Origin of the sequence: Microcoleus sp. POL10_C6, assembly GCF_036701585.1 — a bacterium.
Lineage (GTDB): Bacteria > Cyanobacteriota > Cyanobacteriia > Cyanobacteriales > Microcoleaceae > Microcoleus.
The window spans coordinates 1-25,501 of sequence record NZ_JAUBRB010000040.1; the positions used below are offsets into that span (position 1 = coordinate 1).

Genomic DNA, 25,501 nt, shown 5'->3' on the forward strand with positions numbered 1-25,501 from the left:
TTGCACTTTACTCTCGATCGCACGCTCTCTTAACCCAGCCCACGTAATATGCGCTCGATATATTCAGCAAGCCCTAACTACAGTAACCTATTCAGATTAAGGCTCGATCGGAGATATGGCAGCGATCTGTAATTGTAGAGCTTGCGCGGCAACCGCATTTTCAGGTATAGTGAGAATGATTATCAGACTCAGTACGCGATCGGCTCGATCGCCCGTATCTTAGCAGAGGCGATCGCACCGGGCTGTCAGCGATGAGGTGCGATCGGCTTTGGAAATTAACAGCAATGCCTTTACAATTAACCAATGAATAACAATGACTAATCTCACCGTACAAACCCCAGATTTAATTGCCGATCTTCCCAAAAAAGGGATGCCAGTAACTATAATTACCGGATTTCTCGGCAGCGGCAAAACCACTTTGCTCAATCAAATACTCAAAAATCGCCAAGATTTAAAAGTAGCAGTTTTAGTTAACGAATTTGGCGATATCAACATCGATTCGCAGCTTCTTGTTTCTACAGAAGATGACATGGTAGAACTTAGCAACGGTTGCATCTGTTGTACTATTAACGAAGGCTTAGTCGATGCAGTCTACCGAGTCTTAGAACGAGAAGAACGCATCGACTGCATGGTAATTGAAACCACCGGAGTGGCCGACCCGCTGCCGATTATCCTGACATTTGTCGGCACCGAATTGCGGGATTTAACCAATCTAGATTCTGTACTTACCGTAGTCGATAGCGAAACATTCACTCCCGATCATTTTGACAGCGAAGCAGCTTTTAAACAAGTGGCATTTGCAGATATTGTGCTGCTGAACAAAACCGATCTAGCTCCTCAAGAAAAAGTAGAAGAGTTAGAATCTTACATTCGCACAGTTAAGGAAGGAGCGAGAATTTTACACTCTCGATACGGTGAAGTTCCTCTACCCTTAATTTTGGGTGTAGGTTTAACGCAAGCAGATATTTTCAACAGTCTTGAAATTGAGGAAAAACACGAACACGATCACGAACACGAACACCATCATCACGGACATCACTCCAATCACTTAGATAACGACGGATTTATTTCATTATCATTTGAGAGCGATCGACCTTTTGATGTCCGCAAATTTCAAGAATTTCTCACTGAAAAAATGCCCTTCGATGTATTTCGGGCAAAAGGAATTCTCTGGTTTAACGACAGTCCAATGAGACACATCTTTCAACTCAGCGGCCCCAGATACGAATTAGATGCTTCCGAATGGTTTACCGCACCTAACAATCAACTCGTAGTCATCGGCCGCAACTTAGATACCACTCAAATTCGAGAACACCTGAACAGTTGCTTAGTTTAAGATCGTGTCTGAAAAACCCATGAGGACACGGCATTGCCGTGTCCCTACTATCTCATGCATAAATCCAAATCTCAAATCTCAAATCTCAAATCTCAAATCTCAAATCGATCGCCCTTACCTGCTACAATTGAAGGTATAATATTAACGCAGTAAACCGCTACGAGTGAATCATGTCCACAAACACCGCACTACCCGCAGCCCTAGCTAAAATCGTCCAGCGCTTTCAGCGACACTCCGATCCGAAACAGCGCTACGAACAACTGCTGTGGTACGCCAAGCGACTCCCAGCATTTTCCGAAAGCGACAAACTGCCGGAAAACAAAGTGTCTGGCTGCGTGTCGCAAGTTTATATTACTGCAAATTTGGCAGACGGAAAAGTTCTGTATCAAGGCGATTCAGACGCTCAGTTAGTCAAAGGATTAGTTGGCTTGCTGGTGGAAGGTTTGAGCGGATTAACACCTGCTGAAATTGTCACCATTACCCCAGATTTTATTCAAGACACGGGATTGAATGTGAGTCTGACACCTTCCCGCGCGAACGGCTTTTACAACATTTTTCAAATGATGAAAAATAAGGCGCTTGCTTGTGAATTGAGCAAGCAAGCCGAAGCAAATTAAAAGAATAAAAAGTTATGACTCAAACTACCAATTTAACAAAATCAGGTTCGGGCAACTATCCCGCTGCCGTTCAAGAATATATCTGGAATTGGCAAGAAACGCAAATCAAAGTTATTTACGAAACCAGAGGACAGGGAAATCCTGTATTGCTGCTGCCTGCTTTCAGTACAGTTTCGACGCGAGAAGAAATGCGTCCTTTAGCAGAATTGTTAGCTTCTGAATTTCAAGTTGTGAGCTTAGATTGGCCGGGTTTTGGCGAATCGGATCGACCGCGAACTGACTATCAACCGCAACTATACCATCAATTTATCAAGAATTTTGTTGAGGCAATTTTTAATAGTCCGGTTGCTGTAGTTGCGGCAGGTCATGCTGCGGGTTATGTGATGCAGTTAGCGCAATCACAGCCCAATGTGTGGTCAAAGATTGTGTTAGCTGCGCCGACTTGGCGCGGGCCTTTGCCGACGATGAGCAAACAGCAAAGCGGGTGGCATGGAATTGTGAGAGAATTAGTACGATCGCCCTTACTGGGACAATTCCTATACAAACTCAACACTGCGCCGTCATTCCTCAGCTTGATGTACCGCCGCCACGTCTATGTTGATGCAGCTAAAGTCACGCCCGATTTCATCCAAAGTAAATGGCAAGTGACGCAAAAACCCGGTGCTAGATACGGTTCCGCTGCCTTTGTGACTGGTGGTTTAGATCCGGCAAAAGTGCGATCGGAATTTACAGATAATTTTCAACAATTAGCAGTGCCGGTGATGGTTGTAATTGCTGAGAATGCGCCGCCCAAATCAAAGGCTGAAATGGAAGCATTAACGGAATTACCGGGTGTTGAGTCGCGAGTTATTCCTGGTTCCTTGGGAATGCACGAAGAGAATGCAGCAGCTTTAGCAAATGCGGTTAAATCTTTTATTTGAGAGAATTAAGAGGGAATGAACCGCAGAGGTCGCAGAGAACGCAGAGGCGAGAAGAGAAGAGGGGATGAATGCAAGCTGTTTTTTTTACGTTAGTTTGGATGGTTTGCTATTGGTTTTGTCTGCCAGTTTATGCTGTCGGAGATTCGCCGATGGTCAATTTGCCAAAGAGTACGATCGAAGGTGCGATCGACTTTCACATTCATTCTTCTCCTGATGTGATTCCTCGCAGATTAGACGATTTTGAAGTAGCGAAATTAGCTGCTAGGGCGAAGATGAAAGCTGTGGTATTGAAAAATCATTATGCCAGCACAGCAGCGCGGGCAGTTCTGGTTAATAAAATAGTACCAGAAATCCAAGTTTTCGGAGGAGTTGTTCTCAATTATGCTGTCGGCGGCATTAATCCCCAAGCTGTCGAAGCAATGCACCGCATCGGCGGCAAATACGGTAAAGTAGTGTGGCTGCCAACGGTTGATGCTGAGCATCACTTGCAGGTTTTTCAAAAGTCGGGAAGGGGGATTAAAGTTGCGGAAAAGGGCAAAGTTTTACCGCAAACAGCAGCGGTGTTGAAGATGGTAGCTAAAGAGAATTTGGTATTGGAAACTGGTCATATTTCCTCAGAAGAAGTGATGGCAGTTGTAGCTGAAGCCAACCTGCTCAGCATTAAAAACATCCTGATTACCCACGCCATGGCGGATGTACCCGGTTTATCCCTAGAAAATATGCAAACAGCCGCCCAGAGGGGAGCTTTTCTAGAACTCGCATTTGTCAACGATTTGATGGGAGAAAATGCCGCTGATGACGGACACAAAAACTGGCATCAAGTTCCTATTAGTAAGATGGCAGCAGCGATTAAACTAATAGGAGCCGAGCATTTTGTTATGAGTACAGATTTGGGAAGAAAACCCGATCCTTTACCTGCAGAAGGTTACAAATTATTTGTGAAAAAATTGATAAATCAAGGCATTTCTCCGCACGAAATTGATTTAATGATGAAACACAATCCAGCTCGATTGTTAGGCATTTAGAACGGGTAATTGGTAATTGGTAATTGGCAATCGGGGATTGGGAACCGTTAATTGGGAATTCTCTTCCCTCTTTGCTCTTCCTTCTTCCCTCTTCCTTCTTCCTTCTTCCTTCTTCCTGACATCCGTTACATCTTGTACATTGCTCGTTGCCGAACTTCCCTCTTCCTGACATCCGTTACATCTTGTACATTGCTCGTTGCCGAACTTCCTTCTTCTATTCTTGATTGCCTTTGCCGCGCAGGTATCCGTTATCTGCAATGCGCCAAGCACCCCCAGCATTGCCCGTTAAATCGCTATCTTCCACGGTAGCAATGCCATCTCTGTAAATGCCGATTGCCTCACCTTCATTACCATTAATCCGACACCGGCGCACGATCAATTTTCCTCCCAATCCGACACCTATTCCCAAACTGCCGTTGTCAAAAATACTGCAATCTTCCACCGTTGCTTTCCCATTATCCGATATAAAAATTCCGTTCCATACCCCATCATGAATTTGACTGCGGCGCAGGATAGAATTTGCATCAGGGCCGCAAATTCCCACGACAGAATAGTCCGCAGAAGTGATATCGCTGTCTTCTACGATCAACTCGCCTTTGCGAATATCGACAGTGTAATATTTCCCAGTGGCGCTCAGGGTTAAACCCCGCACTAAAGCAGTATCAGTTGCCATTTTAATGCAGTTTGAGTTGATACTTTCAACCACAATGCGATCGACATCTCCGCTGCCGATAATTTCTACCGATTTGTCGAGAATTAGACTTTCGCGATAAACGCCTGGATGCACGTCAATCCGCGTGCCCGGTGCTGCATTTTTCAGCGCTTCGCTAATAGTAGTATAATCGCCTTGACCCTGCTGAGAAACAACAAATTTTTGACTCTTCAAAACTTTGGGATCAGAAGTAGATGCTTTAATTTGCCCTGACTTCGACTCAAAATGCTCAGATTGTCGTGAGCCCGCTTCGGAAAGTTGCGATGTTACCAGCAAGCGTTCTTGATAAACTGTCTCTAGCTGATGTTCTAACTCGGATACTTGAGATTGAAGTTGAGCTTGATTCTGATTTGCTGTCTCGATTTGACTTTGAGTTTCCGAGAGTTGAGAATAAAGGTGCGATCGTTCTCTGTTAGCAGTTTCTAGCTGAGATGCCAATTCAGAGCGACTTTTACGCACACTTTCTAACTCACTTTCTAAGTCGGATACTTGAGATTGAAGTTGAGTTTGATTTTGATTAGCTGTTTCGATTTGACTTTGCAATTGGGAGATTTGAGAATTGAGTTGAGATTCCAATTCAGAGCGACTTTGACGCACACTCTCTAACTGGCGTTCTAACTCGGAGATTTGAGACTGAAGTTGATTTTGATTCTGGTTTGCTGTCTCGGTTTGACTTTGTAATTCCGAGAGTTGAGAATAAAAGTGCGATCGTTCTGTGTTAGCAGTTTCTAGCTGAACTTCTAATTCAGAGCGAGTTTGATACACAATATTTAGGTGATTTTCTAACTCGGATACTTGAGATTGAAGTTGAGATTGATTCTGATTGGCTGTCTCGATTTGACTTTGCAATTGCGAGATTTGAGAAGTGAGCTGAGATTCCAATTCAGAGCGACTTTGACGCAGACTTTCTAACTGGCGTTCTAACTCGGAGATTTGAGATTGAATTTGAGTTTGATTCTGGTTAGCTGTCTCGGTTTGAGTTTGGAATTCCGAAATTTGAGAATAAAGTTGCGAGCGTTCGGTGTTAGCAGTCTCTAGCTGAACTTCTAATTCAGAACGAGTTTTACGCACACTTTCTAACTGATTTTCTAAGTCGGATACTTGAGATTGAAGTTGAGTTTGATTCTGATTAGCCGTCTCGATTTGACTTTGGGATTCCGAGATTTGAGAAGTGAGCTGAGATTCCAATTCAGAGCGACTTTGACGCACACTTTCTAGCTGGTGTTCTAACTCGGAGATTTGAGATTGAAGTTGATTGTGATTCTGGTTTGCTGTCTCGGTTTGACTTTGCAATTGGGAGATTTGAGAAGTGAGTTGAGATTCCAATTCAGAGCGATTTTGACGCACACTTTCTAAGTGGTGTTCTAACTCCGAGATTTGAGATTGAAGTTGATTTTGATTCTGGTTAGCTGTCTCGGCTTGAGTTTGAATTTCCGAGAGTTGAGAATAAAGTTGGGATCGTTCTGTGTTAGCAGTTTCTAGCTGAGATTCTAATTCAGAGCGAGTTTGACGCACACTTTCTAACTGGCGTTCTAACTGGGAGATTTGAGATTGAAGTTGAGTTTGATTCTGATGGGCTGTCTCGATTTGACTTTGGGATTCCGAGAGTTGAGAATAAAGGTGCGATCGTTCTGTGTTAGCAGTTTCTAATTGAGCTTGCAGTTCTGATAACTGAGACTGGAGTTGCGAGCTATCTTCCTCCTTGCGATGTATCTGAGACTCCAATTCTGACAACTCAGACAGCAGTCTCTCTCGCTCTAAAACAACCATTTCGGATTGAAGTTGTAGTTCATGAACTTGAGAGTTTAACTGCATTTTATCTAGATTAGCAGCTTCTAACTCTCTTTGCAGTTCTAATAATTCAAATGGAGGTTGCTGTGCTTGTTCGCGAGCGGTTTGCAATTGAGAGTTGAGTATTTCGCGTTCTTGCTCTGCACTCTCCAATTGAGCTTGTAGCTCTGACAATTCCGAAGTAAATTGCGATCGCTCTGCTTCGACTAATTGCAGTTGAGTTTGCAAACCCGACAGTTGAGACTGAAGTTGGTGCCGCTCTTCAATCGAGCGCTCGAACTTAATTTGAATTTCCGACAACTGGTACTGTACCTGCAATCGGCTTTGGCTAGCCGTTTCCAACTGACTCTCAAATTCCGACAGCAGAGCGTGAAATTGAGAACGTTCTGTATCAACCGCCTCTAACTCTGCTTGCATTTCCAGCAATTGAGCGTTAAGCTGCGATCGCTCCTGCTCCGCAACTTCTAACAGCTCTTTAAGTTCTGCCACTTCTGCTAACTGGGACTCAGCTTGGTGAGCATTTTCTAACTGAAACTGCAAATCAGCAATCAGAGCATCTATTTGCGATCGATCCTGGGCAATTCCTGCCAAAAATTCTTCCATTTCCGACACTTGATTTTTTAACAATTCTTGCTCGCCAGTCACAGTTTCCAACCGACTTTGCAACTGGGACAATTCAGAATTTAGCTGATTTTCATTCTGTAGCTTTTGTCGCAATTCCGAAGTTCGGGCATCCAACTGAGCAGCCAAATTCGATATAGCCTCCTGCGAACCCTGCATCCGCACCAAATTGCGTGAATTTCGCTTATTCAAAATTAGCCAGCAGACTAATGCCCCGCCTCCAAATCCTATTAATAAAAGTAATGCTTCCATTTGTTTTATCTAATTAATATAAATTGAGTGATTTTGATGCTGACGAAAAAAATGGACATCCACAACTCGCTATCTTATATCGTTTCCGGTTGCATCGGAATAAGAAAATCGAGTCTACAGTTAACAATCAACCATTCAGTTTTGCGACCCGCCCGTCAACAGTCAACAGTCAACAGTCAACTGTCATGAGGAGTGCAACCGGAATTGATATTACTCAAAGCTATCACAACTTGCCAGCCTGTGTTCACTTGGCTCAACAATTTATATTTCTTTACAAATCCGTTTTGTTTACAGGTAAGGTGCAGCGCACCCTGCAAGTCCGATTAATGAAGCAAATCCACAATATGAGGAATAATTTCGATATGCTGAGTCAACAAATAATCCAACCTATCCGCCAGTAAACTAAAAATTAAATCGTTATAACTCATTCCGTATTCCGCCAAACCTAAAGCTACCAAACTCGTCACATTTTCCCCTGGATGTTTCAGATCCGGTTTGGGATTTGCTTCCAAAACATAAAGTGAGCCATCAGCATCACTTCGGACATCAATCCTCACCAAACTGTTCAAACTAAACTCCCAATAAATTTTTCGAGCTAACTCAATTAAATCTTTTTTTAGTTCAGGTTCCTCACCGCCCATCAACCGTCCTCGGTCGGCCGTAATCGCCTTTTTATCCATAGAAGTAAAGATGCGTTCTTCCGGCTCCAGCACCCGCTCGACAGTCGAAAAAGCAAAAGGTTTGGTATTTTTATCAAATATGCCTTTAGCATAAGTAACATAGCCACAAACCGCTACACAAAATTCTCTTCCCGGCAAATATTTTTCAATTAAAGCAGTATTGTGAGTATCTCGGTGAACGTCCGAAACCGCCTGAGACAAACCCTCAATATTGTCTACAAAATGAACGTGCAGTGAAGCGCGACCGGATACTGGTTTAACAACAAACGGCCCTTGATAGTCACCAAAAGCAATGGCAAAACGCTGATGTAAATTAGGCTGCAAAATCCCTTGAGAAGGATGCCAAGTCATAAACGGAGCGGTTTTAATTCCGACTGATTGCAGTTCCCGTTTAAAAGCGTGTTTGTTATCTAAAGTTGAACTGTTTAAAGGATTGTGACCCACATAAGGCATTCCCAACATTTCCAACAATGCGGGAGTGTGACAAACAGGATTGTAGCCCTGGACTCCGCCAGTATTCAGCCACACTAAATGGATATTTTTTTGTTTGAGTTGTTCCGGCAAGTTCATGTCATCAGGTAGGACAAAGACGTGCTTAAAGCCAATTTCTGCTAAGGCTGTAGCAATCTCGCGGGCGACGATTTCGTAACTCTTCCAAGCGCGGGGATTGTGAGTTTTGTAAATCACTGAGCCGGGGCGATCGCAGTCGCCGCCGAACACCACAGCAATCCGCAGTTTAGCAAACAGTACCTCCAAATATTGAGGCAGCAAACTAAAGTCATAATGCCAGCGATTCCGGCTAACTGATCGGGGAATCATTTAAGTGTTTTTCCTTTTTGTTTCATTTTTTAGCGACGGAACCGCTAGATTTTCCCAAATATATTCCAGCCAAAACCACAGAAAAAGCAAACCAATTAAACAAGCTCAAACTTTCCGAAAATAGCACCCAAGCCATAATAGCCGTAATTACCGGTTCTAGGAGCAGGAAAAAAGCTACAAATTCCGACGAAAAACGACCTAGACTGTGGATAAGCAGTCCCTGACCAAAAGCTTGGCAAACCACGGCCAAAGCAATTACCGTCAGCCATCCCTCCCAAGAATAAGGGAAAACTCGATCGCCCGCAAGGAGAACCAGTGGCAAAACCAAGATACTGCCCATAAAACAGCGCCACATCAATATAGTTGTCGCCGGAAACTTGGTTCGCAAATGTTCAGAAATTAGCAGGTTTCCTGCATAAAACATCGCCGATAAAAGAGCAGCAACGTCGCCGACAAGATTGTCTCCCGCAGTTTGCAAATCGTCGATTCCGATCGCAATTGCGCCAGACAAAGCCACCGCCAGTCCCACCAAAAACCTGTTGTCAAAGCGTCGCCCCAACAGCAGCCATCCCCCCAAAGTAGTAAATAAAGGAGTTAAGTTTCGCAGTACAGTAGAATTAGCGACATTAGTCTGACTCAGTGACCAGGCCCAGAAACCCACAGAAGCAGAAGAAACCACGCCTACGGCTATTAACAGCATCACATCCTGCAGAGTGTAGTTCGATCGCTCTTCAACTTGTCCCCCAGACATTCGGCGACGCGCAGCATCAGCACCATTCCACACTCCAAATACCACAGTTGCTATCCACAAACGGTTAAAAACAGTAGCATTCGGGCTGATTTCTCGTTCGCTCAACCTAATAAAAATCGCCGCCAGCGACACCGCTAGCAGCGCCGCCGACAGCGATGCGATCGCCCAAATTTTGCCTGGACTGTCAGCTAATTCACCGTTTTTTAAACTGTCTGGCTTTCCCGAAACAAGAGTTTTGTCTTCAGTTGTTAAGGCAGAGTTTAACTCGGTTTTTGCCAAAATATTGCGCTGAAGTTCAATATTTGGCTCTGGCAATCCCAGTTTTTTTGACATTATTAAAAGTTCCAATGAAGGCAGAAGGCAGTTGTGTAGGGTGCGTGACAAAAGAAAATTTGGGCGACGAATGGAGTGACTCAAAAGTCACGCACTCTACTTACTAGGGCTGCAAAAACTATTTTTTATAGTTAACAGCAGCTTAGGTTGAAGGTTTAACAGAAAGCCTTGTCAAAGCCTCCTTTAGCGCCGGCGGCAATTGCCGGATAATCTTGTTCTTGTCGCGATCGACACCAACCAAAGTTACCTGTGCTGTCACATATAACTCCTGAGTATCAGCCGATCGAATTTCGTAATCCCAAAGCAGCCGCACACCCTCGGTAGCAGCCATCCGCGTTCTGACTGCCACAGATTGACCCATTTGTACAGCCCGGTGGTAGCGCAGCGAAAGTTCCACCACGGGCAATTCCAAACCCTGCGCCACCCAGTCTGCATACTCGATGCCGAGAGAGCGCAAACTTTCCACCCTCGCTTCCTCCATCCAAGCAATATAAGTCCCGTGCCAAACCACACCGCTATAGTCAGTATGGTGAGGGTAAACTCGCACCAAATATTCAAACCAGCCATCAGAGTCTATCCCACGCCGATTTTGAATAGCACCAGCCGGTGCGAGCTCTGGTTGAGTTCGATCGTTCTCTAACACTTTACAAATCGTTCCAAAACGCTACATTTCTACAAATCATAAGACAAACTTCAGGTCTATGCTTAACATTAACGAACTAGAGTACCAACGGCCTAGTTTAACGTCGCACAAGAAAACTCAACTGTTTTTACCGCCAAAACCATGATAGAAAAAATTTTAGTAGCCGTCGCCGGTCGCGGCTTGTGCGAAGAGATGTTTAATATGTTGATGGACATCCCTTCCTTGCAACAAACCTCTGTCACCGTCTTGCACGTCGTGCCGCCCCAAGTAACCTCCGATGGCATGGCCGAGAAACTGGAAGAAGGAGGCAAGATTTTAGCACAAGCAGTCCAGTCTTTGAAAATAGATCCCAGCAAAGTCAACCCTCGGCTCAAACAGGGAGACCCAAAAACCACAGTTTGCCAAGTCGCAGAAGAAGAACAATCCGACTTAGTAATTATGGGTTCCCGGGGACTCGGACGGCTGCAATCGATTTTGGAAAACTCAGTCAGCCAGTACGTTTTCCAGCTAACATCCCGACCGATGTTGTTAGTAAAAGACGACATCTACGTCAAAAAAATCAAGCGCGTCATGGTGGCGGTAGACAAATCAGAATCTGCCAAACAGTCATTACAGCTTGCGCTATCTTTGGTCAAAGAAGTCAGTGGCGGAGAGATAATTTTAGTACACGTCACCAAAGATTTGACGGGAAAATCCAGCACAGATTTAACAACAAGTGCTGAAAAAGACGCTGTATTGGCCCCAGCAGTAGCACTAACCAAACAAATGGGAGTTAGCTACCGCTGCGTGAGTGCTACAGGCAAGCCAGGGGAAGAAATTTGTCGGATTGCAGACGAGTTGAATGCCGACTTGTTGGTAATCGGTTCCCCGGATCGGCGACCCAGCGTTGCCAAAAACTTTGTGGATATCGATCGACTCTTAGGAAATTCGCTATCAGACTACGTGCGAGTTTATGCCAACTGTCCCGTCTTGCTAGCCCGCACAGTCGGCTAGAATCTCATAGTTAACAAGTTAGCAGCTAACACTCAACAGTTAACAAAAAAAGCGCCTCAGCAAAAAGCTGTTGGCGCTTTTTTTTGTAAGCAGCAAAGCCAGACAGAAATAGCAGCAGTTGCTAATCTTTTCTACCTTGACGGCTAGCTGTTTGAATGTACAGAATGATTAGAAAAACACTGGGAACCAATACAAACAGAATGGTTGCCACAAACCCTAAATCGTTAACTTCCATGAAGACGCTCGCCTCTATCGGAAAATAGAAAAACACACACAACTAGGATATCACTCAAAGGCAAAAGGCAAACTCGAAGACAGAAGAAGAGCTTACCGACAAGCGTCGAAACCCTCTTTCTGCTTGGATGCCTCGCTGCCCCATCTCTTATTTGTCCTAGAAACCAAGTTTCTTTTCCTAGGCGAGCAAAAAGCGTGATTATACAGTGAAATAGGAAAAAAAACACAATTTTTGCATTCTGCATTTTCTTTCTGTTAATCAACCTTCTGCCTTCTGAGAGTCACGGTTTAGTCTTCACGCTCACCTGGCCATTGACCATAGCTTGACAAGCCAACCGATAGTTTTCGGGCTTCTTCTTGAGCTTGCGATTCTCAAAGTCAGTGCGGGGCGACAGATTTTCACTACCCTCGACAATTTCCACAATGCAGGTGCCGCATTGACCGATGCCCCCGCAATTCATCATCTTTCCCGAAAATGTGTACAAATCGATGCGGTTTTCTAGAGCTTTGAGCCTCAAATTGGCTCCGTCTGCTGCGATGACTTCCTGATTTTCCTTCACAAACTTGATATTGGCCATTGCCGATCCCTTAACGCAGTTGACATGGAACTCTATTACAAAATATTAACTAATGTGTCGGACGTTTAATACAGGATGTCCAATTGATCTGGTAATTAAAGCTCCCCCCAACCCAATCTCAAGGAGCATCCGAGAGGTTATTAGTGGGCAGATTGCTCACAGCCCGCTGAAGAGACGAAAGTCCCAGGTTGTAGGTGACAATTGCCGACAATCGGTTTCTCTCAGCCCTAGTCAAATCAGTTTCCGCCTGAATCACATCCGTCTGAGTACCCACACCAGCTTGAAACCGCAGTCTCGCCAGACGCAGAGCTTCCCTTGACTGCAAAACCCCCGCCTCAGAAGTTTCGATATTCTCAAAACTCGACTCTAAGCCAAAATAAGCTTGTTCCACTTCCCGGCGCACCTGATTGCGGAGTTGGTCAAATCGACTTTCGGCGATCGTAATATCCGCATCCCGCTGTTTTACCCTCGCGTTCGCCGCGCCCCCATCGAAGATACTCCAAGTCAGACTCGCCCGGATCGAATAACCATCGGCCCAGCCGCGAGCAGTATACGGATCGGGGTTATCAGGGTCTTGTCCCAGCACGTTGTAACTACCCCCAACACTCAGTTGAGGCAAACGCCCCGCCTGAATCGATCGCCTCTGCTGCTTGCTGATATCCCTCTGCACCAACTGCTGTTCCAACTCGGGGCGATTTTTAAAAGCCTGCACGATACTCTCTTCCAAAGACAGCCTCCAAGAGCCCGCTTGCTCTACCGGATCAGCCGCCGTCAAGTTCGCCGACTGGCTGATATTCAAAATCTCAGCCAGTCGCCGCTGGGCAACCCGCTGATCGCGACGGGCCACTGACAGTTGTTGCACTTCGTTAGCCAAATTTGCCTGAGCCTGCAACACAGCAAACCGGGTTCCTACCCCTGCCCGTTCCAGGGCTTCGGCATCCCGCAAACTTTGCTGGGCATTTCTGACCGAAGCTTGGCGGATGGCAACTTGTCCGTCCGCGTTTTGCAAGGTGTAGTAAGCCTCAGCAGTGTCGAAGCGGAGTTCCTCGGCTTGGCGTTCCACATCCAATTCCCGAAGGCGCAACTGTTCCTCTGCCGCGCGGATGTTAGCCCGTCGCCTTCCGAACAAATCGATGTCATAGCTCAACTGCAAAGTGCTGTTGAGACTGTTGTTACCGAAATTTGTGCCGGCTTGCTCGGCGGGCTGCCCGGTTCGGTTAGCCAGAGCGTTGAGGCGGCGCTGCCCAGCCCGGATTCCAAGTTCTCCGCCGGCAGTCACAGAACGGCTGGCGTCCATTTGAAAATTCAGGTCTGGATAAAGAGCAGCTTGCTGTTCGCGCAAAGCTGCTCTGCTTTGTTCCACTTGCTGTCCGGCGATTTGCAAAACTTGGCTGTTGCGGCGGGCTAGGTCGATCGCCTGCTGCAAGGTAATTGACTCAGTTTGCTCGATCCTGACATCCTCCGGGTTTGTCGGAAACAGCAGCGGATTCGGGTTGGGTTCCAGGGAAGTCGGAGGCTTGGTGTCTAAAATGCCCCTCGGAGGGACAGGGGGGAAACTTTCGTTCGGAGTGCCCCGGAGAATTGGTACTGGGGAACTGGGCACAGGAACATTGTTGGGAGGGTTCGGGGAAGGCTGCTGAGCGTCTTTCGGTTCCAAACCTCTTAGTGGTGTGGAACCGCCCTGAGACAGAGTTGATGGGGCAGCCGGAGCAGCCTGTTGAGGCTTTGATGCTTGCTCGGGCTGGGTTCGAGTTGATGCGATCTTGACTCCCCCTTGCTGCTGAGACTCGGAGGTTTGAGGATTAAGGGCGATCGACTGTTCGGCCTGTGATGCTGATTCTGCCGCTGTGTTCGAGGTCGATCGAATAATGGGCCCTAATTCGAGCTGATTGAAGCGGGCCAAACTGTCCTGAGATTGAGCCGGAGGCTGTGCTGAAGCACTCTGTGCGGCGTTGCTGAAAGTAATTGCAGCGCCCACTCCGACTACCACGATTTGATGAAAAACACGCATAATTTTTTAATTAGTCTGCAATTCTAGAGACAATTTTAGAGCAAGATTTGGCTTCAAGTTTCTAGTTTGTAGCCTGAACTCTCCAGTTACAAGTCAGAATTACCCTACTCATCTTAGCTTTTGAATGTTCGATTCTAAATTTAGAATTCAACCTCAGCAGTTGCCAGACCGATCGCCGCCGAGATTAGTTCCTCTACTCCGCTCACGGGCAAAATCCGGGTTTTCAGCGAGCTAGCGAGCTGTTCGAGGGTCATGTCGTCTAGAAAACGCGGTTCCCCCTGTTTTAGCATCACCGACGGCAGCAGGATGCCATCTCCCAAGTCTCGCCCCTGCAAAGCTTCGAGTAAATCTTGCCCGGTGAGCAAACCCGTAACAGTGATAGTTTGTCCCCAGTAGTGGCTGCACAAAGCTGCCATGTTGACGGACAAGCCGGGAATTTGGTTTAGTTGTTGTACGATCGGCTCAAAAGCTTTTTCGACAGCATTCCCCACCACCCAAACTAACTTGCGCGCAGGCTCGACTGGCATCGGTTGCAGCTTCTCAAAAGCCGTTTCAAACTGCTGGATAAACTGGCGGATAGAACCGACACCGTTACCTATTTGCGGATAATCTTCGTAATCAGCAGCCGACGGCAAATCTAAACCAGCTATTAAAAACCACTCGTCAGCCAGCCAAATGCACCGCGATTTTGAATTCTGCTTTTTAGCTTTTCGGCCGCCTTTTCCTGTACTCAAAAGCCCTTGAATTTTCTGCACTTGCTCGATTACTTCTCGCGCTTTTTCCGCAGTTACTGCGATCAGTTCATCTTCGGCAGGGCGAAAGCGAGTTAAACCCACCGGCACTACAGCCACCGATGCTACAGCGGGAATACTTCCAGTATGAAACTTTGCCAAATCTAACAAAGTACGTTCTAAATGTTCGCCATCATTAATACCGGGACAAACAACTACTTGAGCGTGAATTTGCAAGCGGCGTTCTTGAAACCATTTGATTTGCTCTAAAATCTGGCCAGCCCGGAGATTTTTTAACAGTCTAATTCGCACTTCCGGTTCGGTAGCGTGCACGGAAACATAAAGAGGAGAAAGCCGCATTTGTTCGATTCTGTCCCACTCTTTTTGAGTCAGATTTGTGAGAGTGAGATAGCTACCATAAAGAAAACTAAGTCGGTAGTCATCATCTTTGAGATAGAGAGTTTCGCGCTTTCCCGGAGGCTGCTGGTCGATAAAGCAAAAAGGGCAGCGGTTGTTGCACTGAATTAGTCCATCGAAGAGAGCAGTTTCAAATTCCAATCCTAAATCTTCGTCGTACTCTTTTTCGATTTCTAACTTGTGACTTTTGCCTTTACTGTCTAATACTTCTAGTTCAATAAATTCATCGGCGCACAGGAATTGATAGTCGATCAAGTCGCGGGGTTTTTGGCCGTTGACGGCGACGATTGAGTCTCCTGGTTCAAATCCCATTTCCGCGCAGATGCTGTCGGGGATTACTTTGGTAATTATGGCAGGTTTGATTGAGGATTCGCTCATGATTTATTGATTTATTTTTGGCTTTGATTAAGTGTTTTTGACAAAAATTTGGTAAATTTTAATGTGTAAATAAATTTTCATACTATCTCCCATGCACCTGTCTCAATTATACAGGTTTAGTTGAGTTTAAAATGCTGAAGGGGAGTAAGAAGGGGCTTAGATACATCAGCGACTTGCGGTATTCTAGATTAGATAGTGTATTGTACCGCATCTGCGACACAATTATAAGTTACCTTGAAAAAATCAAGGGTAGAGCTATGAATGATTATATCGACCTTTACTGTGAGCGGCTCATTCCTGGTTTATGGAGCGAGCCACTGAATGCTATTTCCAATGTGTCTTTCATTATTGCAGCAGGGGCTATTTGGCAATTAGCTCAGCGACACCACAAAATATCCCCTGGTATTTGGATACTGATTGCTTTAGCCACCAGTATTGGTATCGGAAGTTTCCTGTTTCATACATTTGCAACGCGATGGGCAAATTTACTAGATGTGATTCCTATTCTGGTCTTTCAGCTTTGTTTTATATGGCTTTACAGTCGTCGGGTAGTTAGGATGAATTCAGGATATGCAGGAGTATTACTTGCAGCATTCTTTTTTGTTAGCGATTTTAGCAAGCAATTTACAAATTTTCTCAATGGTTCTCTTTCCTATGCTCCTGCATTTTTGGTTTTGCTCGGACTAGGACTGTATCACTATCGACAGCAAAAGCGCGAACCATTCATTCTATTAGCAGCAACAGGTGTCTTCCTATTAGCCCTTGCATTCCGTACTCTCGATCGGGCAATTTGCCCTTTCTTTTCAACAGGGACTCATTTCCTCTGGCATCTTTGTAATGGTGTTTTGCTGTACCTGTCAGCAAGAAGCCTGCTCTTAAATTGGTCAGAGCGAGTAAATAATTAAAACTCAAAGTAATAGACCGCGCATACTCACTCTCAGTTTCCCACGATCGCATACCACAAACTCAGCATCAGGCACAAACTCGCTAAATGTTGTGGAATCAAAGATTTAATCGAGCGCTTGGCAATTTTTTGAGTCACAAATATTGTGACTAATAATGATACAATCAAAGTGAAACCTTGCAAAAAACTAATCACTGCTGGATCGCCAATAAAAGTCGGTAAATCGTCTCTAATTTGTCCGAAAGTGGCAAAAGTTACGGGAATCACTCGACCGCCTTCCTGCAAACCCAATCGCCAATAGTGAGCCAAACTACCACCCCAGACTAAGGGTAAATAACCGTAGGCGAGAGAGACAAATGAGAGGGGTTTGTAGGTTGTAAATGGCATGGTTTCTGCTTGTCCCAACCGATAAATTGCCTGCATGATGGCGTAGGCAATTATGGGAATCATCGGCGGGATAATTAACACTGCGATCGACAGTCCTAAATGAGGTAAAAATTGCTCTAAATTGATGCCCAGCCCCAACCAACTATTTATCTCCGGCAAGCGATGCAGATAAATACCACCTAATAATAGAAATAACAGGGCAACTTCATAACTGTGAGGAACGTGGGTAGTCCATAATTCGATGCCGGGAGGGCGCAGATTTAATTCTACCGATCGATGGGGACAAGCTTTCAAGCAAGTCATACACAACACACAATCTTTATTATCGGTTAATTGGGCGGGATGGGAATAAATCGGACAGCCATTAGTAGTTAATCCTTCCCCCAAGCCGGGACCGCCTTTGTAACATTGGTAGGTGCTGCATTCCGCCGCGCAGGTTCCTTGTTGGGCGCGAAGTTCGATAATTGAGAGTTTAGCAAATAATCCATTCATTCCCCCGATCGGGCATAAATAACGACACCAAAATCGCCTCTCGAAGATTAGGGAAAAAATTACCGCCCCGGCGGTGATGAGCAACAACAAACAACTGGATAAATAGGCGGTATTTTCTAAGTTCCACAACTCTTCCCACAGAAATATCAGAGTAAATAGTCCAAATAGAAACCAGCCACCCCATTTCTCGGCTTGTTGGCGTGGCCATTTATTGAGAGTTCGAGGGAAAATTTTCAGCGATAGTTTTTGGACGATTTCCCCATAAATCATAAAAGGGCAAAAAGCACACCACAATCGCCCGATGATGGGGAATAATAATAAAATTAATGGCCACCACCACGCCCAAAAAATATTTAGCGCAAAATTATGTTGTCGATCTTGGGGAGCCACAAACAGGATAATTACCACCAATGCAAACACCCAGGTGGTAAACCAATAATTCACGCGATCGGGATACCAATCGCTCCGTAAAAATTGCCGAAATTTTGGATAAATATTTAATAAATTCAGCCGAAACTTTTGTTTCTTTGCTGCCTGGGTCCAAAACACTTCTTCCGTTAATACCTGACTTCCCTGTGCTTGAACTAAGGCGCGATCGACCATTCCCTGCAATTCCTGCAAATTCCCTGGAAAATCGTAGGCTTGTAAGCGGCGAATTGCTTCCGGTGTAACTTGGGGCTTGACTAATTTCTTTTTGCGACCAATGATATTGAGATAATAGTTAACCTGTGCTTCTAAATCTGTTTTTCGCACCCGCAAGGATGGGACTTTAATCTTGTGTTGTGTCAGCTTATCTAGCTTGGGCTGCACAATTTCTGAGATTAAAATTATCCGGGCCTTACTAGAACGCGGTGGTCGCGGTATTTGTCCTTCCTTGACAACTGGCGTATAGGTTCCCTCGGTTAATAATTGCTGAATTTGGGGGCATAATTGAGCGGGTAATTCTTGCACGTCATTTAAAATTAACGTCCCTTCCCCCAACCATTCCAGTAGCCCCGGTTTGCCGCCCAACCGCCCGAATAATTCCGCTCCATTGCTCTGAAGTAAAGCACTTTTAATCTGAATAATTGGCTCGCTGCGGCGGTGAGAACCGAAATGAATTAAAGCTGCTAAATTATCTTTTTCTAAACCAGGTTCACCAGAGATTAATACCGATCGGCTGTCACTCGATGCCGTGCGAATTTGTTGGCGCAATTTCACTGCATAACGACTATTGCCAATTACTCCCCGTCTCGCCCTAGGTACTAGATAGCTGCGGAGGGCATTTTGACGCTCTCGTTCGTAGGCAATTTCTGCTTCTAACTGTTCTAATTTCGCTGCCAAGCGTTGAGCGTAGGCTTCGGTAATGCGTGGATATCTTTCTAGCAAATTGGGCCAGCGATCGGCACTAATTACCCAAAATTGACATTCTGTCCGAGTTATAATTCGACTATCGGCAGGTTGCGATCGCTGGAGGGCCGATAAATTGACGATCGCCCCCGGCAACAAACTACTCGCCCACATTAATCCCGGTTGTTTGCGGCGGTAGCGATCGGCCTGTCCTCGTTCTAGGATATAGAGATTAGTGACTGGTGTATCTTCGATTACCACTCGAAATCCAGGGGGAAAAGTTGACATCTCCATTTCATCCGCGATCGCCTGTAAAATCTCGCGGGATAATATGCCTAATTCGGTGCTCGATTCGAGCCAGTTAACTAATGTTTCGGTAGACATCGCTTAGCGTCGGCGACAGCCGAATCGTGGTGGTTGGTGTAGGATATATATTTTTGTGCTAAATCAATATTAACTGCTGGGAACGACTAGCATTTTGAGTTTGAGTGTAGTGTTAATTTTCTGTCTTCAGCATAGCCGATCGATACTCCCCCCTCGAATATATTTTTTCTGCACGTTCTCCTGCAATCTGCACATTAAAAGTGATTCCCGATCGCCGAGGCTGCCATCCGAGTCGCACCGCTTGCCGTATCCATTGTGCTACATCAGAGGGTCTTACTGGTTTCACTTCTTGCGTGGAAATAATCTGCCATACTTTTACCTCTTGTGGCGCTCCATCTGGAGGTTTTACCGGTATAAATTCACAGTTAGTTTGGCTCCAACCTTGAGGATGAGGTCGATCGGTGAGGATAACTAACACCGATCCTGGTTGTTCAGCGTGTTCGACAGCAACATGAAGATGTCCGCAGCCGGATTCTGCTTGCGTATTAGTAGTTTGTCTTCGGATTAGCCAGATGAAAGCCTCCTCATCAACAATTATTTTTCTTGTTCCTTTTTTCGGTATTGACATAAGTTTGCTAAGCTCCTTAGCGTAAAGGTAAAAATCGTACTTGCCCTTCCCATTCTCCTTCCAGACTGCACTCAGTTATTACCAAAATTTCCTCGATCGCCAAACCTACGGAAACATGGCGACTTACTTCAAATAACCCTGGCATCCCAAGACCTGTTTGCATTCGTCCGTAGGCGAAGTTGGTCATCATTGCTACATCTGCTTCGATCAAGCCGATATCTTGAACGCGGACAATCTCAACGTCGGGATTCCGCCGCAGAATACCTCGGACAATCTGATTGTTAAAGTTCTCGTCTGCCAAGAATCGCAGCATATAATACTACCCTTTTTGGTCGCGTCTTGCTAATAGGCGATCGCGTATTCCAACTGGGTTAAAATGCCTTTCTGCTTCCTGCTGAACTTCTGCGGCAAGACGTTGAAGTTCCATCAGATAAGCGTTAACTTCGGATTGGTCTCGCAAGTAGTAGCCGAGCGCACAATAAATATCGGAAAGTTGGAGAGACGGGTACTGTTTTCTGATTTCTTCTGCTGTGCAGCCTTCAAGAAAAGCTGTAATGATTGTATCTAGGGTGACGCGGGTTCTGCTAACGCGAATCACACCGTTTGCATCAGCCACCAGCGAAATTGGTTCAGCCGTAGTAACAAGTAGCATTTTGAGATTGATGGCAGTGTTAGTTTTCTCTCTTTAGCTTAGCCGTTTGCTAAAGTAGATCGCCTTTACAAGCAGGATAAGTTCTGGGTTGTGAATTTAGCTTTACTGTGAGAGGATGTATCAAAAATATGTATTTATGAAACTCAAAATTTTGACGGGTTCCTGACAGGCTTAGGATCGGGAGTTAAATAATTTACACAAGTTTGTGGGGAGTAGGGTTGGGCGGGACGCCCATCCCACAAGAACCATCAAAATTGTAAGTTATTTAATTCTCATTACTTAGTTGTTTCTGCCCGGACAACACCGCTCTTTTATCAACCCAGACGTGCGGGAAATAATCGCTTTTGTTGCGATACTCTTCCATGTATTAGGACTGGGATTATGAACCGAAAAGCCGTTTGAAATCTGATACTATTGTTCCACAATTCCGGGAGTGATAAAGAAGGACATCCCTACACCAATGCTAGCAGCATAATTAGCGCTAATTGTGCATTTTGGCGGTCGCTATCTTCGGGCATTTTACATCCTTTACGGCGACGCTCACTTTGAGTTAAAAGCTAACAGCTTGTCAGCTATTAATCAGCTTTTTATGAACTGGCTCTCCGGCCCGTTCCACAAGAAAATTTACTCTTTGTGGAACAGGCAAGATGCCTGTTCTTGTTTTGTGGAACAGGCAAGATGCCTGTCCTTGTAATTATAACAACCTACGCATTTTTAACTGCCCCACCTGCGAGCGCCGTTAAAATGGCTACGCCAAAAGCTAGCCTATACAACACAAATATCCACGTTTTTTGAGTTTGCAGGAACTTCATTAGCCACGCGATCGACAAATAAGAAAACAAAAATGATGAAATCGTTCCCACTATCAAAGCTGCAACTCCTGCATCGCCGATTCCTTGCCCCAAATTACCCTTTAATTCCACTAATCCAGCCAGAGTAATTGCCGGAATTCCCAATAAAAAAGAAAACCGCGCGGCGGCGGGTCTTTCCAATCCCATGAACAATCCTGCTGTTAGAGTGGAACCCGATCGCGAACACCCCGGAATCAATGCGATTGCTTGAGCTAATCCCATCAAAATACCGTCTAAGATAGTTAACTTTTCATAATTGCGATTGCGCTTGCCAATTTTTTCTGCTATTGCTAAAAGTAGCGACATGACGATCGAAGCAATAGCAATGCTGGCCAAACTTCTGAGTGGCGAGTTGTCAAAATCTGGAACCAATGCCTTGATTAGCAGCCCAAAAAATACTATAGGTATTGTTCCCAAAACCAGTCCCACAGCCATTTGAAACTCATGCGATTTGTAGTTGCGCTGCACCAAGGCTTCTACTGCACCAACAGTTATATTTGTCAAGTCTTTCCAGAAGTACCAAAGCACGGCAATAATGCTGCCCAACTGAATAACAGCAGTATAAGCAACTCCGGGATCGCCCCATCCCAGGGCGATCGGCACTACCTTTAAATGAGCGCTGCTGCTGATGGGCAAAAACTCTGTTAATCCTTGTACAATTCCTAAAACAAGCGCCTGCACTAGATTAATTTGAGCAGACCCGGAAACATCAGCAGCGGGCGTTTGGGCGAGGAGTGCATCAAGCAAAGCTATCATTAGTTGTAAATTCCCAGTTGTCAGTTTCTAGTAATCAGTTGAATTTAATATCTTGCACCCTTCTGGGAAGCTAGAAGCCCACCCCACCACAAATAAATTTTATTGTGGCGCGGACAGTTCCAGTCCGCCCCTGAAAAGTCTATCGCACATAGTGATCTTCGGTCTGTAGAATCGCCTTGTTGATCGCCACTATCAGCAATTTACGATCGTCGAGCCGAAACTACTTTAACCTACTCAAGAACATTTGCCTACATTTTGCTGATAAACTTAGGAAAGTTTTTGCATCTGATTTCGCTTTTGTTACAGCAACTGCCCACAACCTATGATATTTCCTGAGAACAAAAATTCAATTGTTACTGCTGCTTCTGGCATCCACTGGCTGAGGCGAATCTTGTCAGCCAGTCTTTTAACAGTGGCGATCTCACTTAGCTTGATACTGCTAACCGGCACGCCACCAGCCTTAGCAACTCTCACCGACGATCGCTTCGACGGTACAATCTTTGCCCTCTACGCCGGCAACGGTTCCCTAGTTCCTCCTAAAGTCAAGCTTGTAGATTCTTTCAAACGCCATAAACCCGTACTGTTAGTTTTTTATACTGATGACAGCAGCGACTCGAAGCAATATGCGATCGTCGTCTCTCAACTCCAGGAATTTTACGGCCGCGAAGCCGATTTTATGCCCATAAGCATTGACTCTTTGCCTCCGCAACCGTCACCGGAACTTACCGAACCGAGCCATTATTACGAAGGTTTCGTACCTCAAACTCTCATCCTCGACCAATCGGGAAAAGTCGTTTTTAATGAGAAAGGACAAATACCATTTGAACAGGTAGATGATGCTTTTCGGAAAGTCTTTGACTTGCTGCCCAGAGAAAAATCAATCCCCCTCAAACGCCGTGTTGTGAACGAACTCAACGTCGAATTATCGAAGTAAAATATTGCCATAAGAGGACACGGCAGTGCCGTGCCCATACCCGGATTAATTGTATGGAAACTGCACTGCCGTGTCCTGATTCTGGGTAAAATTAATTCCAATAGTATCGGATTTGATATAACAGCTATTCAATCAGTTCAATATCAAAAATGCAGTCAGTAATCAAAGTTTTATTAATGGCAGTTTTGACTGTGTTGTTAGTTTTAGAAACAGCAGAAATCGGGCGATCGATAATTAGCGCTTTTCCTGACAGCAGTTCCCGCAAACCTTTAGCTTTAAATCAATATACAGGTGTCGCCTATCTCGATTCGGCTTCCTGTACTGGTTCGCTGCTAACGGGAGGGTTGTACCTTCTCACGGCGGCCCACTGTCTGAATGAAGGCGGAATTAAGGTTCCTGCTGAAACGGCAATTAAAGCAATTTTTAAATTGGCTAGGGGTGAAGTTAGCATCCCCGTTAGCAAATATTATATCCATCCGGGCTGGACTGGTTACGAATCGGAAGTTGGCAACGATATTGCTATTTTAAAGCTGAAAAGGATCGCGCCGCCAAGGATCGAACAGTACGAGATAAATAGAAACAAAAATGAAGTCGGTAAAGTATTGACAAAAGTAGGATACGGGTATATAGGGTTAGGTGCAAAGGGACAAGATGAAAATTCTAATTCTGAGGCGAAAAGATATAGCGGACAGAATCGGTATGATGCTTTAATTGATGTTTTGAAAGATGCTACAGAATCAGATATGTCGGAATTGGTTTTGGGAAGTCAATTAATCTTTGATTTTGATGCGGGAACTAGCGAACACGATGCTTTGGGGAGGCATTTTCCAAGATTGCGCGATCGAGGTTTGGGGAAAAATGAGATCGCTACGGCTAGCGGAGATTCCGGCGGGCCTTCGTTTGTCGAGGGCAAGATTGCGGGGATTAGTTCTTGGGGTTATAGCGATCGGGGATTTTTCAAAACAAACATCGCCGATATTGATAAAATTGACGACAATGGCAGTTTCGGGGAAATTTCCGGGGACACGCGGGTATCGTTTTATGCTAATTGGATTGACAAGATGACCCAAAATCCATCCTAGGAATTTTTAAAATTTCTACTAAATAAAAAACTTAGCGCCTTAACGCCACGCTGCCAACAATTAATAAGTTTTATCAATTATATCACGATCGTTTCAATCCCTCAAGTGTCAGGCAAAATAGATCAGAACCGTTTAACTTCAAATCATGACCAAAACCTTAATTCCCGTAATTCTCGCCGGCGGTAAAGGCGAACGTTTCTGGCCGCTGAGTCGCAAACAGCGGCCCAAGCAGTTTTTGAGTCTCGACGGTAGTGGCAAGAGTTTGCTGCAAGCAACTGCCGATCGACTATTAACATTAGGTAACGGTTGGGACGATTTGTGGGTAGTAACGTCGGAAATGTTGGCTGCGGGGGTTCGCGAACAGTTGCCGCTGTTACCGCCGGAGAATTTGCTGGCGGAACCGGAGGGCCGGGATACGGCGCCGGCGGTGGCCTGGACTGCTATAGAAACTGGCAAGCGTTACGGTGAGGATGCGGTTGTTGGTTTTTTCCCCGCGGATCACTGGATTGGGGAACCACAGGAGTTTATCAAGACTTTGGAGGCGGCGGCCGAGTTGGCGAAAAATCAGGATGCGATCGCCACTTTGGGAGTAAAACCGAGTTATGCTTCCACCGGCTACGGCTACATCGAACAAGGCGAGGAAATTGGCAGTTTTGGTGGTTTTCCGGCCTATCGGGTGGCGAGGTTTACGGAAAAGCCCGATCGCACAACTGCTGAAGAATTTGTAGCCAGCGGCAAGTTTAGTTGGAACGGCGGAATTTTTGTCTTTCGAGTTGGAACTGTCTTGACAGAATTGCGAAATCATGTACCGGAAATGATGGCAGCTTTGGAAGCAAAAGGCGCGCAGGCTTACTCGGAATTACCCAAAATTAGCATCGATTACGCGCTGATGGAAAAGACCCAAAAGGCTTGTGTTCTGCCCGTAGGCTTTAGCTGGGACGATTTGGGAGATTGGAATGCGATCGGTCGTTTGCTGCAAGGAGATAAACCCAATGTCGAGTTAGCAAAACACGTCGGAATTGATACCAAGGGCGGCATTTTTTATGCAGCAGATGAGAATGAAGTAATTGTAACCATTGGTTTAGAAGATGTCGTAGTTGTCAGAGATGGCAATGTGACCTTGATTGTGAAAAAGGACAGGACGCAGGAGATTAAACAGGTAATTAAGGTGTTGGGAGAAGATGAGAAATTGAAAGATTTGCTGTGAAGGTGAGATGAGGCCGCACGACACGGATTCTGATGGCGGATACCCCAACTATTCATCACTGTTTATCCCGGCATTCGTTTTTGAATCTGTGTTGTGCCTTACTCTTTACTTTA

Annotated in this window: 23 protein-coding genes; 9 read left to right on the forward strand and 14 right to left on the reverse strand. The window is 45.4% G+C overall.

Annotated features, from left to right (window positions below; translation table 11 throughout):
* Positions 1-313: 313 nt before the first annotated feature.
* The 4 genes from QUA34_RS20500 (at position 314) to QUA34_RS20515 (ending at position 3,898) form a co-directional block, all read left to right on the forward strand.
* On the forward strand, positions 314-1,336 hold the full coding sequence (locus QUA34_RS20500) for a GTP-binding protein (RefSeq protein WP_333389075.1): 1,023 nt from the start codon (positions 314-316) through the stop codon (positions 1,334-1,336).
* A gap of 170 nt (positions 1,337-1,506) precedes the next feature.
* Positions 1,507-1,953: a SufE family protein gene (locus tag QUA34_RS20505; RefSeq protein ID WP_333083494.1), complete on the forward strand. Its 447-nt coding sequence runs from the start codon at positions 1,507-1,509 to the stop codon at positions 1,951-1,953.
* A 14-nt stretch (positions 1,954-1,967) separates the two neighbouring features.
* Positions 1,968-2,873 carry an alpha/beta hydrolase gene (locus QUA34_RS20510; RefSeq protein WP_333389076.1) on the forward strand — a complete coding sequence of 302 codons (906 nt, stop codon included), beginning with the start codon at positions 1,968-1,970 and terminating at the stop codon, positions 2,871-2,873.
* Positions 2,874-2,941: 68 nt separating this feature from the next.
* Positions 2,942-3,898: a DUF6282 family protein gene (locus QUA34_RS20515; RefSeq protein ID WP_333389077.1), complete on the forward strand. Its 957-nt coding sequence runs from the start codon at positions 2,942-2,944 to the stop codon at positions 3,896-3,898.
* Here the strand turns inward: QUA34_RS20515 and QUA34_RS20520 are convergent.
* The 5 genes from QUA34_RS20520 to QUA34_RS20540 form a co-directional block, all read right to left on the reverse strand.
* Positions 3,887-4,156 carry a hypothetical protein gene (locus QUA34_RS20520; protein WP_333331374.1) on the reverse strand — a complete coding sequence of 90 codons (270 nt, stop codon included), beginning with the start codon at positions 4,154-4,156 and terminating at the stop codon, positions 3,887-3,889. The genes QUA34_RS20515 and QUA34_RS20520 overlap by 12 nt on opposite strands.
* Positions 4,113-7,274 (reverse strand): right-handed parallel beta-helix repeat-containing protein, encoded by a 3,162-nt coding sequence (locus QUA34_RS20525; protein ID WP_333389078.1) that lies wholly within the window; start codon positions 7,272-7,274, stop codon positions 4,113-4,115. The genes QUA34_RS20520 and QUA34_RS20525 overlap by 44 nt, the downstream gene beginning before the upstream one ends.
* 323 nt (positions 7,275-7,597) lie before the next feature.
* Positions 7,598-8,773: an ATP-grasp domain-containing protein gene (locus QUA34_RS20530; RefSeq protein WP_333331368.1), complete on the reverse strand. Its 1,176-nt coding sequence runs from the start codon at positions 8,771-8,773 to the stop codon at positions 7,598-7,600.
* Between the two features lie 22 nt (positions 8,774-8,795).
* Positions 8,796-9,857 (reverse strand): DMT family transporter, encoded by a 1,062-nt coding sequence (locus tag QUA34_RS20535; RefSeq protein WP_333389079.1) that lies wholly within the window; start codon positions 9,855-9,857, stop codon positions 8,796-8,798.
* A gap of 142 nt (positions 9,858-9,999) precedes the next feature.
* Positions 10,000-10,500: a thioesterase family protein gene (locus QUA34_RS20540; RefSeq protein ID WP_333083502.1), complete on the reverse strand. Its 501-nt coding sequence runs from the start codon at positions 10,498-10,500 to the stop codon at positions 10,000-10,002.
* A gap of 141 nt (positions 10,501-10,641) precedes the next feature.
* On the opposite strand from QUA34_RS20540, the gene QUA34_RS20545 reads away from it, so the two are divergent.
* A complete protein-coding gene (locus tag QUA34_RS20545) occupies positions 10,642-11,493 on the forward strand; it encodes a universal stress protein (RefSeq protein ID WP_333331358.1) in 852 nt (283 codons plus the stop codon).
* 121 nt (positions 11,494-11,614) lie between these two features.
* Here the strand turns inward: QUA34_RS20545 and psbM are convergent, their stop codons facing one another.
* The 4 genes from psbM to QUA34_RS20565 all read right to left on the reverse strand — a co-directional run bounded on the left by psbM (position 11,615) and on the right by QUA34_RS20565 (position 15,842).
* On the reverse strand, positions 11,615-11,728 hold the full coding sequence (psbM, locus tag QUA34_RS20550) for a photosystem II reaction center protein PsbM (protein ID WP_015177760.1): 114 nt from the start codon (positions 11,726-11,728) through the stop codon (positions 11,615-11,617).
* A 280-nt stretch (positions 11,729-12,008) separates the two neighbouring features.
* Complete coding sequence (locus QUA34_RS20555; protein ID WP_333083505.1) at positions 12,009-12,305, reverse strand: 2Fe-2S iron-sulfur cluster-binding protein; 297 nt, start codon at positions 12,303-12,305, stop codon at positions 12,009-12,011.
* A 118-nt stretch (positions 12,306-12,423) separates the two neighbouring features.
* Positions 12,424-14,316, reverse strand: coding sequence for a TolC family protein (locus tag QUA34_RS20560; protein WP_333389080.1), 1,893 nt, complete (start codon positions 14,314-14,316; stop codon positions 12,424-12,426).
* A 140-nt stretch (positions 14,317-14,456) separates the two neighbouring features.
* On the reverse strand, positions 14,457-15,842 hold the full coding sequence (locus tag QUA34_RS20565) for a TIGR03279 family radical SAM protein (protein WP_333331352.1): 1,386 nt from the start codon (positions 15,840-15,842) through the stop codon (positions 14,457-14,459).
* A gap of 257 nt (positions 15,843-16,099) precedes the next feature.
* On the opposite strand from QUA34_RS20565, the gene QUA34_RS20570 reads away from it, so the two are divergent.
* Complete coding sequence (locus QUA34_RS20570; RefSeq protein ID WP_333331349.1) at positions 16,100-16,747, forward strand: ceramidase domain-containing protein; 648 nt, start codon at positions 16,100-16,102, stop codon at positions 16,745-16,747.
* 32 nt (positions 16,748-16,779) lie between these two features.
* Here QUA34_RS20570 and QUA34_RS20575 read toward each other — a convergent pair whose 3' ends face one another.
* The 5 genes from QUA34_RS20575 to QUA34_RS20595 form a co-directional block, all read right to left on the reverse strand.
* Complete coding sequence (locus QUA34_RS20575; protein WP_333389081.1) at positions 16,780-19,338, reverse strand: sigma 54-interacting transcriptional regulator; 2,559 nt, start codon at positions 19,336-19,338, stop codon at positions 16,780-16,782.
* A gap of 112 nt (positions 19,339-19,450) precedes the next feature.
* On the reverse strand, positions 19,451-19,906 hold the full coding sequence (locus QUA34_RS20580; RefSeq protein WP_333389082.1) for a hypothetical protein: 456 nt from the start codon (positions 19,904-19,906) through the stop codon (positions 19,451-19,453).
* A gap of 16 nt (positions 19,907-19,922) precedes the next feature.
* The gene (locus QUA34_RS20585; RefSeq protein ID WP_333322822.1) at positions 19,923-20,219 is read right to left on the reverse strand and encodes a hypothetical protein; all 297 of its coding nucleotides are present in this window, start codon (positions 20,217-20,219) and stop codon (positions 19,923-19,925) included.
* 6 nt (positions 20,220-20,225) lie between these two features.
* Positions 20,226-20,558, reverse strand: coding sequence for a DUF433 domain-containing protein (locus tag QUA34_RS20590; RefSeq protein ID WP_333322821.1), 333 nt, complete (start codon positions 20,556-20,558; stop codon positions 20,226-20,228).
* Between the two features lie 704 nt (positions 20,559-21,262).
* Complete coding sequence (locus QUA34_RS20595; protein WP_333389083.1) at positions 21,263-22,165, reverse strand: undecaprenyl-diphosphate phosphatase; 903 nt, start codon at positions 22,163-22,165, stop codon at positions 21,263-21,265.
* Between the two features lie 322 nt (positions 22,166-22,487).
* Between QUA34_RS20595 and QUA34_RS20600 the strand changes: the two genes are divergently transcribed.
* The 3 genes from QUA34_RS20600 (at position 22,488) to QUA34_RS20610 (ending at position 25,388) form a co-directional block, all read left to right on the forward strand.
* Positions 22,488-23,099, forward strand: a complete 612-nt coding sequence (locus QUA34_RS20600) for a thylakoid membrane photosystem I accumulation factor (protein WP_333389084.1) — start codon at positions 22,488-22,490, stop codon at positions 23,097-23,099.
* 149 nt (positions 23,100-23,248) lie between these two features.
* Positions 23,249-24,181 (forward strand): trypsin-like serine protease, encoded by a 933-nt coding sequence (locus tag QUA34_RS20605; protein WP_333389085.1) that lies wholly within the window; start codon positions 23,249-23,251, stop codon positions 24,179-24,181.
* Positions 24,182-24,326: 145 nt separating this feature from the next.
* Positions 24,327-25,388, forward strand: coding sequence for a mannose-1-phosphate guanylyltransferase (locus QUA34_RS20610; protein WP_333322814.1), 1,062 nt, complete (start codon positions 24,327-24,329; stop codon positions 25,386-25,388).
* Positions 25,389-25,501 lie beyond the last annotated feature (113 nt).